Annotated in this window: 7 protein-coding genes and 1 pseudogene; 6 read left to right on the top strand and 2 right to left on the bottom strand. The window is 72.9% G+C overall.

Annotated elements, in window-relative coordinates:
* Positions 1–19: 19 nt before the first annotated feature.
* The 6 genes and pseudogenes from IPZ69_RS37735 (at position 20) to IPZ69_RS37710 (ending at position 12,410) form a co-directional block, all read left to right on the top strand.
* Positions 20–5,365 carry a type I polyketide synthase gene (locus IPZ69_RS37735; protein ID WP_235459223.1) on the top strand — a complete coding sequence of 1,782 codons (5,346 nt, stop codon included), beginning with the start codon at positions 20–22 and terminating at the stop codon, positions 5,363–5,365.
* A 6-nt stretch (positions 5,366–5,371) separates the two neighbouring features.
* Positions 5,372–8,422 (top strand): annotated as a pseudogene (locus tag IPZ69_RS37730) (type I polyketide synthase); the annotation flags it as partial.
* Positions 8,423–8,588: 166 nt separating this feature from the next.
* Positions 8,589–9,446 carry a hypothetical protein gene (locus IPZ69_RS37725; RefSeq protein WP_235459221.1) on the top strand — a complete coding sequence of 286 codons (858 nt, stop codon included), beginning with the start codon at positions 8,589–8,591 and terminating at the stop codon, positions 9,444–9,446.
* Position 9,447: 1 nt separating this feature from the next.
* Positions 9,448–10,668, top strand: coding sequence for an ABC transporter ATP-binding protein (locus IPZ69_RS37720; protein ID WP_235459220.1), 1,221 nt, complete (start codon positions 9,448–9,450; stop codon positions 10,666–10,668).
* On the top strand, positions 10,665–11,402 hold the full coding sequence (locus IPZ69_RS37715) for an ABC transporter permease (RefSeq protein ID WP_235459219.1): 738 nt from the start codon (positions 10,665–10,667) through the stop codon (positions 11,400–11,402). The genes IPZ69_RS37720 and IPZ69_RS37715 overlap by 4 nt, the downstream gene beginning before the upstream one ends.
* Before the next feature lie 108 nt (positions 11,403–11,510).
* Entirely contained in the window at positions 11,511–12,410 is a 900-nt protein-coding gene (locus IPZ69_RS37710) for a proline iminopeptidase-family hydrolase (RefSeq protein WP_235459218.1), read from the top strand.
* Positions 12,411–12,474: 64 nt separating this feature from the next.
* Here IPZ69_RS37710 and IPZ69_RS37705 read toward each other — a convergent pair whose 3' ends face one another.
* Together IPZ69_RS37705 and IPZ69_RS37700 are read right to left on the bottom strand one after the other, a co-directional pair.
* Positions 12,475–14,595: a condensation domain-containing protein gene (locus IPZ69_RS37705; protein WP_235459217.1), complete on the bottom strand. Its 2,121-nt coding sequence runs from the start codon at positions 14,593–14,595 to the stop codon at positions 12,475–12,477.
* 42 nt (positions 14,596–14,637) lie between these two features.
* Positions 14,638–16,365: type I polyketide synthase (locus tag IPZ69_RS37700; RefSeq protein WP_235459216.1), on the bottom strand; the 1,728-nt coding region annotated here is incomplete at its 5' end.

Raw genomic sequence — 16,365 nt, 5'->3', positions numbered from 1 at the left:
GGGGATCAGAGGGGAAGAAATGGCTGACGAGAAACAGCTGGTCGACACGCTCAAGCGGGTCGCAGCCGACCTGCACGACACCCGTCGGCGGCTGCGCGAGGCCGAGGAGAGGGAACACGAGCCCATCGCGATCGTCGGCATGGCCTGCCGCTTCCCCGGCGGCGTCGCCTCGCCCGAGGAGCTGTGGGCCATGCTCGACGCCGGCCGCGACGGCATGGCGCCCTTCCCCGGCGACCGCGGCTGGAACCTGGAGCAGCTGGCCGCCAGTGACGGCCACGCCGACACCGGCCGGCGGGCCGGGTTCCTGCAGAACGCCGCCGGCTTCGACGCCGAGTTCTTCGGCATCAGCCCCCGCGAGGCACTCGCCATGGACCCGCAGCAGCGCGTCCTCCTGGAGACCTCGTGGGAGGCGCTGGAACGCGCGGGCATCGACCCGCACGCCCTCGCCGGCACCCGCACCGCCGTCTACGCGGGCGTCAGCAGCAACGACTACCTGCGCGGCCTGACCCGGATGCCCGACTCCATCGCGGGCCACATGATGACCGGCGTCGCGGCCAGCGTCCTGTCCGGGCGCGTCTCCTACGCGCTCGGCCTCGAAGGCCCGTCCCTCACCGTGGACACGGCCTGCTCCTCGTCGCTCGTCTCGGTGCACCTGGCCGCCCAGGCACTGCGCGGCGGCGAGTGCACGCTGGCCCTGGCCGGCGGCGTCACGGTCATGGGCTCGGCCGGTACGTTCCTGGAGTTCAGCCGCGCCGACGGCCTCTCCCGCGACGGCCGCTGCAAGGCCTTCGCCGACGCGGCCGACGGCACGGGGCTCTCCGAGGGCGTCGGCGTCCTCGTACTGGAGCGGCTGTCCGACGCCCGCCGCAACGGCCACCGGGTGCTGGCGGTCGTCCGGGGCTCGGCCGTCAACCAGGACGGCGCGAGCAACGGTCTCACCGCGCCCAATGGCCCCTCCCAGCAGCGCGTGATCAAGCAGGCCCTGGCGGCCGCGCGCCTCACTCCGCAGCAGGTCGACGCGGTGGAGGCGCACGGCACCGGCACCCGCCTCGGCGACCCGATCGAGGCCCAGGCCCTGCTCGCCACCTACGGCCAGAACCGGGACGACGAGCCCCTGTGGCTGGGCTCCATCAAGTCCAACCTCGGCCACACCCAGGGTGCCGCAGGCATGGCCGGCGTCATCAAGATGGTCCTCGCCCTCCACCACGAACGACTGCCGAGCACCCTCGGTGTGGACCGGCCGACCTCGCACGTGGACTGGTCGGCGGGTGCGGTGGAGCTGCTGACCGAGGCCCGGCCCTGGCTCGCCGGGGAGCGGGTACGGCGGGCGGGTGTCTCGTCGTTCGGGATCAGTGGCACCAACGCGCATGTGATCGTGGAGGAGGCTCCCGCCGAGGAGCCCGCGGAGGCGGTGGACACGGCGGCCCGGAGCGCGCCGCCGGTGGTGCCGTGGATCGTCTCCGCGACCGGCGAGGACGCCGTGCGCGAGCAGGCCCACCGACTGCTCGAACTCGCTGGGTCCGAATCCGAGTTGGATCTTGCCGACGTGGGCCACTCGCTGGTGACCCGGCGGTCGTCGTTCGCGTACCGCGCCGCGGTGGTGGCTGGGGACCGGGACGCAATGGTCGCCGGGCTAGAGGCCGTCGCCGGCGGCGCACCGCTGCCCGGGGTCGGTCGTGGGCCGTTGGCGTTTCTGTTCACGGGGCAGGGGAGCCAGCGGGCCGGGATGGGGCGGGAGTTGTACGAGGCCTTCCCTGTCTTCGCCGCCGCGCTGGACGAGGTGTGCGCGGCTCTGGACCCGCACCTTGAACGGCCCCTGAAGGACGTCATGTTCGGCGGGAAACGGCTGGACGAGACCGGTTACACGCAGCCTGCCCTCTTCGCCCTGGAAGTCGCCCTGTTCCGGCTGTTGGAGGCCTGGGGTGTGCGGGCGGATGCGCTGGCCGGACACTCGATCGGTGAGCTGGCTGCCGCGCATGTGGCCGGGCTGTGGTCGCTCGAAGACGCCGCCTTGATTGTGACGGCGCGTGGGCGGCTGATGCAGCAGCTGCCGGCCGGGGGCGCGATGGCCGCCGTACAGGCAACGGAGGACGAGGTCCTGCCGGTCCTGCCGGAGGGGACAGGGGTCGCCGCCGTCAACGGCCCGACCTCCGTGGTCGTCTCCGGCCCCGAGGCGGGCGTGGACGAGGTCGTACGGCACTTCTCCGAGGCCGGCCGCAAGACCAAGAAGCTCACCGTCAGCCACGCCTTCCACTCGCCGCTGATGGAACCGATGCTCGCGGAGTTCGAGCAGATCGCCACGCGGCTTACGTACGGCGAGACTTCGATCCCGATCGTGTCGACGCTGACGGGCGAGCAGGTGTCGTACGAGGATTTGGCCGACCCCTCCTACTGGGTGCGGCACGTCCGCCAGGCCGTCCGCTTCGCCGACGCCGTCGCCACCCTGGACGGGCAGGGCATCGGTACGTTCCTGGAGCTGGGCCCCGACGCGGTACTGACCGCCATGGTCGCCGACCCCCGCGCCATCCCCACCCTCCGCCGCGACCGCACCGAACCCCAGGCCCTGGTCGAAGCCCTCACCCGGCTCCCCTCCGTCGACTGGACGGCCTTCTTCGGCCCCGGCCGGCACCCCGTCGACCTGCCCACCTACGCCTTCCAGCACCGCCCCTACTGGTTCCGCAGCAACTCGGTGGCCTCGGGGGAGCCCGGTGACTTCGGGCTCGCGGCGGGTGGGCACCCGCTGCTGGGCGCGTCCGTCGAACTGCCCGACGCGGAAGGGGCGTTGTTCACCGGGCGACTGTCGCTGGCCACCCACCCGTGGCTGGCGGAGCACGCGGTGAACGACACGGTCATCGTGCCCGGAGCCGCCCTGGTCGAGATCGCCGTGCGCGCCGGGGACCAGGTCGGTGCGGGGACCGTGCGCGACCTGACCCTGCACGCCCCGCTCGTCGTGCCGCAGACGGGCGCCGTCGCCCTCCGCGTCCGTGTCGGCGAGGGCGAGGAGCCCGCCGTCACCGTCCACTCCCGCCCGGACGGCGAGGACGGGACCTGGACCCTGCACGCCGAAGGCGTCCTCTCGGCGGCCGGAACCGAACCGGGTCCCGCCACCGGTGCCTGGCCCCCCGCGTCCGCCCGGCCGCTCGACACCGAGCAGCTCTACGCCGGGCTCGCCGCCCTGGGCCTCGCCTACGGCCCCCTCTTCCAGGGACTGACGCGTGCCTGGCGGGACGGGGACACGGTGTGCGCCGAGGTCGAGCTGCCCGAGGACGCCGAGATCGACGGCTACGGCATCCACCCCGCCCTCCTCGACGCGGCCCTGCACTCGATCGCCGCGGGCGAGCTGCTGCCGGCGCCCGAACCCGGGTCGGCCTGGCTGCCGTTCTCTTGGTCCGACGTCACCCTGCACGCCGCCGGTGCCCGCACCCTGCGCGTCCGGGTGACCGCCACCGCCTCCGGTGCCGTCACCCTCGCCGCCGCCGACCCGGAGGGGCGGCCCGTGCTGTCCGTCGGGACCCTGGCACTGCGACCGGTACCGGTGGCGGCCGGGGCGGGGACGGCCGGTGCGGGTGACGCCGAGTACGGCGTCGACTGGACCGCCGTCGAACTGCCCGGCGCCGGTGCCCCCGAGCCGCTGCCGCTGCCCGGGGCCGGCCGGGTGGAGGCCCTGCCCGTGGCCGGCTGGTCCGCGCTCACCGCACCGGCCGGGCGCCCGCCCGCCGAGACGGCGACCGCGGTCCTCGAAGCGCTCCAGGAGTGGCTGGAGCGGGCCGCGCCCGAAGAGCGGCTGCTCGTCGTCACCCAGGGCGCCGTTGCCACGGCCCCCGGAGAGGACGTCACGGACCTCGGCCAGGCCGCGGTCACCGGACTCGTCCGGGCGGCCCGGACCGAATACCCGGGACGCCTGCTGCTCCTCGACACCGACACGGACACGCCGCCCGCCTCCGTCCTCGGCTCCGACGAGGACGAACTCGCCCTGCGCGGCGGCGCGTCGCTGGCACCGCGCCTGGTGCGCCGTACGACGGAGGCCGGGCCGGAACCCGTCTGGCCCACCACCGGGACCGTGCTGGTCACCGGCGGCACCGGCGGTCTGGGCGCCCTCGTCGCCCGCCACCTGGTCACCGAACACGGCGTACGCTCCCTGGTCCTCGTCGGCCGCCGCGGCCCCGACGCCCCCGGCGCCGCCGAACTCGCCGCGGAACTTCAGGAGTCGGGCGCCGAGGTGACCGTCGCCGCCTGCGACGTCGCCGACCGGGACGCGCTCGCCGCGCTGCTCGACACCCACCCCGGCATCAGGGCGGTCGTGCACACCGCCGGCGTGGTCGACGACGCGACCGTCGGCCGGCTCGCCCCGGCCCAACTGCACCGCGTCCTCGCGCCCAAGGCGGAGGCCGCCCGCCATCTGCACGAACTCACCCATGACCTGGACGCGTTCGTCCTGTTCTCGTCCGCCGCCGGTGTGCTGGGCGGCGCCGGGCAGGCCAACTACGCGGCGGCGAACGCCTACCTGGACGCCCTCGCCGCGCACCGCCGCGCCCAGGGGCAGCCCGCGGTGTCCCTGGCCTGGGGCCTGTGGGACCGGGCCACCGGCGGCATGGGCGCCGATCTCACCGACACCGACCTGGAGCGGATGGCCCGCACCGGAGTGCGGCCGCTGGGCGCCGCACAGGGCCTCGCCCTCCTCGACGCGGCCGTCGCCGGAGCCGACGCGCTCACCGTGGCCGTACGCCTCGACGTGCCCGTACTCGCCCGCTCCCTCAGCGGGGGCGTGCCGGGACTGCTGCGCTCCCTCGTCCGGGTGCCCGCCCGCCGTACCGCCGCGAGCGGCGCGGCGGGCGGCGGCACCGCCCTGCGCGACCGGCTCGCCGCGACCGGCGACCGCGAGGAGCGGGCCGGGCTCGTGCTCGACCTGGTGCGCCGGCACGTCCGTAGCGTCCTCGGCTTCGCCGAAGGCCAGACCGTCGAGGCCGAGAAGCCCTTCAAGGACTTCGGCTTCGACTCGCTGACCGCCGTCGAGTTCCGCAACGCGCTCGCCGCCGAGACCGGCGTACGGCTGCCCGCCACGCTCGTCTTCGACTACCCGACGCCGCACGAACTCGCCGCCCACCTGCTCAAGGAACTGGCGCCCGCGGACGACGACCCCGCCACCGCGCTGCTGCGCGGCCTCGACCACCTCGAACCCCTCATCGGCACCAAGGAGCTGGACCAGCTGACCCGGTCCCGGATCACCGTACGGCTCCAGGCCCTGCTGGCCCGCTGGCAGGACACGGACCCGCAGCCGGAGGCGGCACAGGTGGCCGCCGACGATCTCGCGGCCGCATCCGACGACGAACTCTTCGCCCTCCTCGACGGCGAGACCGGGAGCTGAACGACCATGGCAGCACACACGGGAACCACCGCGGCCACCGGCACATCCGGCGAGCGCGAGCAGAAGCTGCGGGACTACCTGAAGAAGGCCACCGCCGACCTGATGCAGGCCCGCCGGCGCATCGAGGACCTGGAGTCGCGCGCCCGCGAGCCCATCGCGATCGTCGGCATGGCCTGCCGCTACCCCGGCGGCATCGCCTCGCCCGACGACCTGTGGCGGCTCGTCTCACGCGGCGACGACGGCATGCGCGGCTTCCCCGACGACCGCGGCTGGGACACCGACAACCTCTACGACCCCGACCCGGGCGCACTCGGCAAGAGCTACGCCAAGGAAGGCGGATTCCTCGACGCGGCAGGGGAGTTCGACGCCGCGTTCTTCGGGATCAGCCCCCGCGAGGCGCTCGCCATGGACCCGCAGCAGCGGCTCCTGCTGGAGACCTCCTGGGAGGCCTTCGAACACGCGGGCATCGACCCGGCCGCCGCGCGCGGCAGCCGTACCGGTGTGTACGCGGGCGTCATGTACCACGACTACGGCTCGGACCGCGCCGCCCTGCCCGAAGGCGTCGAGGGTTTCCTCGGCACCGGCACCGCGGGCAGCGTCCTGTCCGGCCGCATCGCCTACGCCCTCGGCCTGACCGGACCCGCCGTCACCGTCGACACCGCCTGCTCCTCCTCCCTGGTCACCCTGCACCTGGCCGCGCAGGCGCTGCGCGCGGGGGAGTGTTCCCTCGCCCTGGCCGGCGGCGTCACGGTCATGGCGACCCCGGACACCTTCATCGACTTCAGCCGCCAGCGGGGCCTGGCCCCCGACGGCCGGTGCAAGCCGTTCGCCGAGGCCGCCGACGGCACCGGCTGGTCGGAGGGCGTCGGCGTACTCCTCCTGGAACGCCTCTCCGAAGCCCGCCGCAACGGCCACCGGGTGCTGGCGGTCGTCCGGGGCTCGGCCGTCAACCAGGACGGCGCGAGCAATGGCCTCACCGCGCCCAGCGGCCCCTCCCAGCAACAGGTCGTCCTCGACGCGCTCGCCACGGCCGGTCTGTCCACCGACGACGTCGACGCCGTCGAGGCGCACGGCACCGGCACCGTGCTCGGCGACCCCATCGAGGCACAGGCGCTCCTCGCCACCTACGGCCAGAACCGCGCGGAGCCGCTGTGGCTCGGGTCGATCAAGTCCAACCTCGGCCACACCCAGGCGGCGGCGGGCGCGGCCGGCGTCATCAAGATGGTGCAGGCGCTGCGCGCGGGCGTACTCCCGCGCTCCCTGCACATCGACGCCCCGACCTCGCACGTCGACTGGTCGGCCGGCGCCGTGGAACTCCTCACCGAGAACCGCTCCTGGCCCGCCGGGGACCGCCCGCGCCGCGCCGCCGTGTCCGCGTTCGGCATCAGCGGCACCAACGTCCACGTGATCGTGGAGGAGGCTCCGGCCGAGGAGCCTCAGGAGGATGCGACGGCCGCCGGGCTGCCGGCGGTGCCGTGGATCGTCTCCGGCAGGACGGCGGCGGCGGTACGGGGGCAGGCGGCGCGACTGCTCGAACTCGCGCGCAGCAACCCTGGGTTGAGCTTGGCCGACGTGGGCTCCTCGCTCGTTTCGCGCCGTGCCTCGTTCGCGTATCGCGCGGCCGCCGTGGCCGAGGACCGGGACGGGCTGCTGGCCGGGCTGGAGGCCATCGCCGGCGGGGGCGTGGTGCCCTCGACCGTGAGTGGGCCGGTCGCGTTCCTGTTCACGGGGCAGGGGAGCCAGCGGGCCGGGATGGGGCGGGAGTTGTACGAGGCCTTCCCCGTCTTCGCGGCTGCGCTCGATGGCGTGTGCGCGGCCCTGGATCCGCATCTTGAACGGCCCCTGAGGGACGTCATGTTCGGTGGGGAGGGGCTGGACGAGACCGGTTACACGCAGCCCGCCCTCTTCGCCCTGGAAGTCGCTCTGTTCAGGCTGCTGGAGGCGTGGGGTGTGCGGGCGGATGCGCTGGCCGGGCACTCCATCGGTGAGCTGGCCGCCGCACATGTCGCCGGGCTGTGGTCCCTCGAAGACGCCGCGCTGATCGTGTCGGCACGCGGCCGGCTCATGCAGCAGCTGCCCGCCGGGGGCGCCATGGCCGCCGTACAGGCGACCGAGGACGAGGTCTCGTCCGTGCTGCCGGAGGGAACGGGGATCGCCGCCGTCAACGGGCCGACCTCGGTGGTCGTCTCCGGCCCCGAGGCGGGTGTGGAGGAGGTCGTACGGCACTTCTCCGAGGCCGGCCGCAAGACGAAGAAGCTGAGCGTCAGCCACGCCTTCCACTCCCCGCTGATGGAACCGATGCTCGCCGAGTTCGAGCAGATCGCCACCAGGCTTACGTACAGCGCGACTTCAACACCGATCGTGTCGACGCTGACGGGTGAGCAGGTGTCGTACGAGGAACTCTCCGACCCCTCCTACTGGGTGCGGCACGTCCGTGAGGCCGTCCGCTTCGCCGACGCCGTGGCGGCACTGGACAAGCAGGGCATCGGTATGTTCCTGGAGCTCGGCCCGGACGCGGTACTGACGGCCATGGTCGCCGACCCGCGTGCGCTGGCCACCCTGCGCCGCGACCGTACCGAGCCCCAGGCCCTGGTCGAGGCCCTCACCCGGCTGCCCTCGGTCGACTGGTCGGAGTTCTTCGGCCCCGGCCGGCCCGCCGTCGACCTGCCCACCTACGCCTTCCAGCACCAGCACTACTGGCTCGCCTCGGCGGGGCGGACCGGTGGCGGTGCGAGCGTGGGGGAGGCGGTCCTGCCGGAGGCCGAACCGGACGACGGCGAGGCGCTGTTGGCGGCGCTGCGGGAGGCCGACGACGCCGGGCGGGCCGAACTGCTCGGGGAGTTGGTGCGTGAGGTGACCGCCGGGGTGCTCGGGCACACCGGGGCCGACGACGCCATCGAACCGGACACCGATTTCATCGATCTCGGATTCACCTCGCTGCTCGCCGTGGAATTCCGCGACCGGCTCAGCGCCGCGCTCGGCCTGAAGCTCCCCGCCGCGGTGATCTACGAATACGCAACCCCTGAAGAACTCGTCGAGTACTTGACGGAAGAACTTGAGGACAGCCTGGTGGACGAGTCGGAGTCCGTCTCGCGGTAGGGGGCGCTAGGGGTGGCCATAGGGGCTCTCACCCGGCATGGCCACTTCTAGCATCGTGAGCACCCGGCAGAACCAGCGCGATCCAAGTCGAGAACGCGACAGCCAAGTCAGGAAGGGGCAGCCGGTGGAAAACAACGACGTGTGGCTGAAAATAGGCGGCAGCAGTCGGGAGGACCTGGTGCTCGCCGTCGATTTCACCGCCACCGGCCGTCCCGACGCCCGCTTCTCCGATCTCTTCTCGCTCACCGCGGCGGGTCGCCACCATGTCTGGGAGACGATGCCCCAGGCCGTGGCGACCGACGTGGGGCCCGGCGGCCAGGAGTATCTGGACCGCTGGTTCGACTCGGTGCGCGAGACCGGGCGGCCGGTCAGCGCGGTCCTCGGCTTCTGCGCCGGCTCGGTGTACGCGGCCGCCCTCGCGGAGCGCTTCACGCAATGGCAGGAAAGCGCCCCGCAGCTCATTCTGTTCGACCCGGAACTCGCCAACCCGCTCGGGCTCTACTGGCAGTTCCACACGTCCCTGAACCTCTTCGAATCCATCGTGGGACCCGAACCGATCTCGGCGGCGAACACCGAGGGGCACCATGTCCTGGAAAGCACCGACGACATTCGGGTGCTGGGTACCGAACTCGTCCGGCTTTTCCGGAGCGTGAGCGAACCCGCGTTCGACGAGCTCGACCTCGACGAGGAGAGCCGCGCCGAATTCACCGAGTCCTTCACCGCTTTCGTCGCCTATGTCGTCGCCGCGGGCGATTTCGACTCCATGGAGAACTGGCACAAGGCGGTCGCCTTCAGCTCGGCGAGTCCGCTCAGCGGACTCAACCGGCTGCGCTCCACCGATCCGGACACCGCGGCCCGCGTCGTGGCCCGGGAAATCCAGTTCGGCAGCGAGCACATGAACCTGCTGCGCGACGAGGCCGCCGCCAAGGCACTGGACGCGCTGCTGTCCCCGCAGGACCTCTCCCGACAGATCCGGATGTGACATGACGACGACCCCTAAGACCAGGACTGAACGGGACGAGGGAGGCACCACCGTCACCGCCCCGTCCCCGACCCAGCCCCAGACCGAGACCCCGTCCACGGATGCCGCGTCGAAGACGGGCCGCGGGAAGAAGCGGGCCGGCGCGAAGCGGCGGACCGGCGCCAAGACGCCGGCTGCCGTGCAGGCGCCGGCCGACGAGCAGAAGCCGGCCGCTGTTCAGGCGCCGACCGGTGAGCAGAAGCCGGACGCCGTGCAGGAGCCGAAGCCCGTGAAGGGTCCCCGGCACGCCGCCCCCGAGCCCGCCCTGCGCATCACCGGACTGCGCAAGGACTACGGCGACGTCAAAGCCGTACGCGGAGTCGACCTGACCATCGCGCCGGGCGAGGTGGTCGCCCTGCTCGGCCCCAACGGAGCCGGCAAGTCCACCACCGTCGACATGATCCTCGGCCTGGCCAAGCCGACCGCGGGCAGCATCACCGTCTTCGGCAAGGTCCCGTACGTCGCCGTACGGGAGGGTCTGGCGAGCGCCGTCCTTCAGGAGGGCTCGCTCATCGACGACCTGAGCGTCCGCGAGACCCTCGGCATGATCTCCTCGCTCTACAAGGACCCGCTGCCGATGGACGAGGTCCTGCGCCGCGCCAACATCGAGGACATCGTCGACCGGCGCGGCACCAAGCTCTCCGGCGGCCAGCGCCAGCGCGCCCGGTTCGCCTGCGCCCTCGTCGGCAACCCGCAGTTGCTCATCCTGGACGAGCCGACCTCCGCGATGGACGTGGGCAGCCGGCGCAAGTTCTGGGAGTCGATGCGGAAGTTCACCGACACCGGCCGTACCGTCGTCTTCGCCACGCACTACCTCGACGAGGCGGAGGAGTTCGCCGACCGCGTCGTCCTGATGCGCTCCGGCCAGATCGCCGCCGACGGCACCGTCGCCGAGATCCGCGCCCTGACCGCCGGCCGTCTGCTGCGCGCCGCCGTACCGGGGGCGACCGCCGACGAGCTGAAGAAGCTGCCCGGCGTCACCGCGGCCAGCATCCGCCTCGGCCAGGCCGAGCTGCACTGCGACGACTCCGACGCCGCCGTCCGCGCGCTCGTGACGCGGTACGCCGACGCCCATGACATCGAGATCAGCGCCACCGGCCTGGAGGAGGCGTTCCTCACGCTGACCTCCGACGACGACGCCTCCCAGGACGACACGCGGAACACGGAGGACGAGGCCGCATGACCGGCTACCTGGCCATCGAGATCAAGCGGATGCTGCGCGGACCGCGGTTCATCGTGTTCGCGTTCGTCGTGCCCGTCGTGATGTACCTGCTGGAGTGCATGCTCTACAAGAAGCAGACCATCCCGCACTCGCACGGCATCACCTACAGCGCCTGGCTGATGTGCAGCCTGGCCGCCTACAGCGCCTTCACCTCCTCCATGCACACCACCGCCCGGGTCTCGCACGAGCGGCAGATCGGCTGGCACCGGCAGCTGCGCCTGACCCCGCTGCTGCCGCGCACCTACCTGCTGACCAAGGTGTTCGTGGCGATGGTCGTCGCGCTGCCCGGCCCGGCGTTCGTGGCCCTGTTCGGCTGGCTCGTCCAGGACGTGCACCTGTCGGCGAGCGGCTGGCTGCAGATCACCCTCGGTATCTGGATCGCCGCGCTGCCGTGCGCCGTGCTCGGCCTGGTCATCGGCCTGTACGTGGCGCCCGAGCAGCAGCAGATGTACCTCCAGGGCCTGATCATCCTCTTCGGTTTCCTCGGCGGTCTGCTCCTGCCGACCACCGGCTTCCCGGACTGGCTGGTCAACATCATCAAGGTCATGCCCAGCTACTGGCTGGCCGACATCGGCCACGGCGCCCTGCTGCACGACACCCGTGCGCTGGTCGGCGCGGCCGTGCTCGCCGCGTGGACCCTGGTCCTCTCGGGCGCGGTGGTCCTGAGCTACCGGCGCGAGGCGGCCCGGGCCTGAGCGGTCCCGGCCGTACGAGGCTCAGTCGTACGAAGCAGTGGTGGGCGCCGGCCGAGGAGGTCGGCGCCCACTCGCATGTCCACCCCGATCCGACCGAGAGGGACCCACATGTTCCTGGCCCCCAGCCGCAAGGGAGTCGTCCCCTTCCGCGGCCACCACACCTGGTACCGCGTCACCGGAGACCTGCACAGCGGACGCACCCCCCTCGTCGTCGCCCACGGCGGCCCCGGCTCCGTCCACGACTACCTGCTCGCCCTGACCGCGCTCGCCTCCGACGGCCGCCCGGTCATCCACTACGACCAGCTCGGCAACGGCCAGTCCACCCACCTGCCCGACGCGGACGCCGACTTCTGGACCGTGGACCTGTTCCTCGCCGAACTCGACGCGCTCCTGGCCCACTTGGGCATCGCCGACGACTACCTCCTGTTCGGCCAGTCCTGGGGCGGCATGCTCGGCGCGGAGCACGCCGTGCGCCGGCCGGCCGGACTGCGCGGCCTCGTCATCGCCAACTCGCCCGCGTCCATGCCGCTGTGGCGCGCCGAGTGCGAACGCCTCAAGGACGAACTCCCGCCCGACGTCCGCGACACCCTGCGCCGCCACGAGGCCACCGGCGACTACGCGCACGCCGACTACCAGCGCGCCGTCCTCTCCTTCTACGAACGCCACCTGTGCCGGGCCCGCCCGCTGCCGCCCGAGGTGGCCACCACACTCCTCGCCCTGCAGAGCGACCCCACCGTCTACGGCACCATGAACGGCCCCGCCGACTTCCACGTCATCGGCACCCTCAAGGACTGGAGCGTCATCGACCGCCTCCCCGCGATCGACGTCCCCACCCTGATCATCACCGGCGCCCACGACGAGGCCACCGAAGCCACGATCCGCCCCTTCCTGGACCACATCCCCCACTCCCGCTGGGAACTCTTCGAAGACTCCAGCCACATGCCCCACGTGGAGGAACCGACCCGCTTCGAGCGGGTCATGCGGGAGTGGCTGGCGGAGGTGGGCTGAGCGGGCACGAAGAAGGGGGACCAGGCTCGGCCTGGTCCCCCTTCTTCTCGTTGTGGCCGGCGGCCTACTCCGACTTCTCCGCGATGAACCCGGCCAGGGCCCGCGGGGTCGGGTGGGCGAACAGGTCCGCTAGGCGGATGCGGACCTTGACGTCCGTCGTTCGCTTGATGCGCTGGAGGAGCTGGACGCCGAGCAGGGAGTGGCCGCCGTGCGAGAAGAAGCCGGAGCCCGCCTTCAGGTCCTCGCGCTTGAGGAACTCCCGCCACAGGGCGATGAGCTGGTCGGTCAGTTCGTCGGTGTCGACCGTGCTCGCGGCGACGCGCTCCCGGTCGGCCAGGGCCTCCGCGCGCAGCCGCAGGCCCTCCAGGTCGGGCCGTCCGCCGACCGACGGCAGCGCGTCCACCACGATCACGCGGTCCGGCTCGGCGGCCGCCGGCAGGGACACGCGGAGCTGCTTGAGCAGCCGTTCGGCCAGCCCCTCGGCCGGGCCGCCGCCCGCGGGTGCCACGAACGACACCACACGGCCCGCGACCTCGACGCTCGCCGCGCCGGCCACCTCCGCGTGCGCCAGCAGCACCGCGTCGATCTCGTCGAGCCCGAACGTGACCCCGCGCACCGTCACCTGCCGGTCCAGCCGGCCCAGCAGTTCGAGCCGTCCGTCCGGCAGCCAGCGGGCCAGCTCCCCGGTGCGCCGTACGGTCCCGTCCGCCTCCGCCAAGCACAGCTCGCCGCGCACCCGCACCGGCAGCTCGCCGCCGTCGGGCGCGGCCACCAGGGCCCGTACGGCCGACCACTCGCCCGGCGCGTACGACGAGAACTGGGCGACGGCGGGGGACAGGGGCAGCGCCGTAGGCAGCCCGCGCCGGTGACCGCCCGCCACCGCGGCCCGGTCCGCGTCGCTCCACACCGACAACTCGCCCACCGGCCTCGCCAGTTCCTCGCCCAGGCGGACCAGCAGCGCGTCGTAGCGGGCGAGCAGCAGACCCACCTCGGCCGGGGAGAACACCTGGGTGCGGAACACCGCGCGGATCCGCAGCTCGTCGCCGTCCTCGTCGCCGGACCCGGCCGTGGCGCCGGGCATGAAGAAGAACTCCAGGTCGAACTTGCTGAAGCCGTTCTCCACGTCCCGCATCCGCGCCGGGAAGCCGCCCGCCGCGAAGTCCCCGGACGTGCCGCCGGGCACATAGTTGAACAGGTGCGTGCACAGGGAGTTGCGCCAGCTCGCGCCGCTGTCCGCCTCCCGCACCTCGTCGAGCACCAGCTCGGCCGGCACCCCGCTGTGCCCGATCCCCTCCAGGAACACCGAACGCACCCGGTTCACCAGACGCTTGAACGGCTTGGCCGGATCGATCCGCACCCGCAGCGGCAGCACGTTCACGTGGTAGCCGATCGCCGCCTCCTGCCCGGCCGGCCGCACGCTCACCGGCGAACCGACGACCAGGTCCCGGCCCGCGCCGTGCCGCGACAGCAGCAGGCAGTACGCGGACAGCAGCACCACGGCCTCCGGCGCCCGCAGCTCACGGCACAGCCGCCGCACCACCTCGCGCGCCGGACGCGACAACGTGTACCAGGTGCTCTCACCGGCGAGTTCCGGCGTCTCGGACGGCGGGTTGCCGAACCACAGCCCCTCCCCGTCCCCGCGGAAGCCACGCAGCTGCTCCCGCCAGAACTCCACGCTCTCCTCGGCCGGTTCGGGCTCCACGGCCACCGCCACCGGCGTCGTGTCATAGCCCTCCGGGTCCTGCAAGGCGTGCAGCAGCTCGCCGAGGAAGGACACGGTCGACATCGCGTCGAACACCAGATGGTGCAGCGCCACACTCACCGTGCAGCCACTGCCGTTCGACGTGAACACCGCACCCCGGACCAGCAGCTTCCCGTCGAGCGTGAACGGCGCCGCCACGAACTCCGTCACGGCGGCCTGAACGTCACCCCCGCCCACCGGCACGGTGGCCACCGAGAGCTCCACCGTCCCGGGCGCGAGCACGCGCTTGGACAGCTCGGTCTCCGTCGCCTCGAAAACAGTGCGCAGAATGTCCTGCCGGCGTACCACCAGCGTCAACGCCCGTGACAGCGCGGCCGGTTCGATGATGCCGTCGACGTCGAACGTGACGGACAGATTGTTGACCCCGGCCCCTGGCACGAGCCGCTCCAGCAGCCACAGGTCGGTCTCCTTGCGCGTGGCCATGACGGTGCTCCTCATCGCAGTAACAGCCCGAACGGGCTGACGTCAGTCGATATCGATGCCCTCGAACTCGCCGTCGAGAATGTCGAAGATCTGCTCGGCGTCGGCGTCCGCCAGCGAGTCGGCGGGCGTGTCCGAGCCGCCCCCGGCGGAGTGGAGCTCGGACCAGCGCGAGGCGAGGCCGCGCAACGTCTGGGCCACCCGGGCGTGATCCGCCGGGTCCAGCCCCTCGGTACCGACTGCCCCCACCAACTTGGCTTCCAGGGCGGCGAGTTCGCTCTCCACGGCGCGCAGCGCCGCGGGTCCGGTCTCGTCCGGGACCAGCTGCTCGCGTACGTACTCGGCGAGCGCCTGGGACGTCGGATAGTCGAACGTCAACGTCGCGGGCAGCCGCAGCCCGGTCAGCGGCGACAGCTGGTTGCGCAGCTCCACCGCCGCCAGCGAGTCGAAGCCGAGCCCGCCGAAGCCGCGCTCCGGATCGACCGCGTCCCCCGAGGCGTGCCCCAGCACCGCCGCCACCCGCGCCCGCACCAACCGCAGCACGTACGGCGTCCGTTCGGCGGCCGGCAGTCGCAGCAGCGTCTCCTTGAGCGCCTCCGCGCCCCGCGCCTCCGCCGCCGCACCGCGCCGCCGCGCACCCGGGACCCGGACCAGCCCCCGCAGTATCGCGGGCAGCCCTCCGTCCCGGGCCCGTCGCTCCAGCGCGCCCGTGTCGAACGGCACCGGCAGCAGATGCGCCCGCCCACTCCCGAGCGCGGCGTCCAGCAGCGCGAGCCCGGCCTCCCGCCCCAGTGCCCGGGGGCCGGTCCTGGCAACCCGCTCCACATCGGCCGCGCTCAGCCCGGCACCCATACCGCCGACCTCCGGCGACCACAGCCCCCAGGCCAGCGAGACACCCGGCAGCCCCTGGGCCTGCCGGCGAGCGGCCAGCGCGTCCAAGTAGGCATTGGCGGCGGCGTAGTTGGCCTGTCCGGTGCCGTCGAAGGTGGCGGCGGTGGAGGAGTAGAGGACGAAGGCTTCGAGACCCCGGCCAGCCGTCAGCTCGTCCAGATGACGGGCCGCGTCGACCTTCGGCGCCCAGACCCGGGCCAGGCTCTCCCCGGTGAGGTGCTCGACGGTCGAGTCGTCGAGCACACCCGCGGTGTGGACGACCGCCGCGATATCCGGGTGCGTCTCCAGCAGCCGCGCCACCGCCTCCCGGTCCCCGACGTCACATGCCTCGACCATCACGTTCTCGGCCCCCAACTCCTTCAGTTCGGTGGCGAGTTCGGTGGCCCCGGGGGCGTGGGTGCCGCGTCGGCTGGTGAGCAGGAGGCTGCGGACGCCGTGGGTGGTGACGAGGTGGCGTGCGGTGAGCGCGCCGAGTCCTCCGGTGCCGCCGGTGATGAGGGTGGTGCCGGTGGTGGGCCACGGAGTGGTGCCAGTGGCCGTCTCCCGGGCCAGGCGGGGTGCCCGGAACTCGCCGCCTTCGTGGGCGAGTTCGGGTTCGCCGGCCGGGATGAGGTCGGGGATGTCCTGGGTCTCGGTGTCGAGGAGGACGATCCGGTCGGGGTGTTCGGCCTGGGCGGCACGGGCGAGGCCGCGGATGGCGGACTGGTCCGGGTCGGTGGCCGCGTGACGGGTGTGGACGAGGAGGGGCTGTTCGCCGTCGAGGTGGGCCTGGAGTTGCGGGAGCAGCTCGGCGGCCGTGGCCGCGTGCAGGATCGTGTACGCGGCGGTGGGCTCGGTGGCCTGAGTGGTGACCGGGGTCCAGTCGACCCGGTACAGGTCACG

This window comes from Streptomyces olivochromogenes (assembly GCF_021538895.1).
GTDB lineage: Bacteria > Actinomycetota > Actinomycetes > Streptomycetales > Streptomycetaceae > Streptomyces > Streptomyces olivochromogenes_A.
The sequence above is the reverse complement of the archived record's forward strand: the minus strand, read 5'-3'. Positions and strand labels throughout refer to the sequence as shown.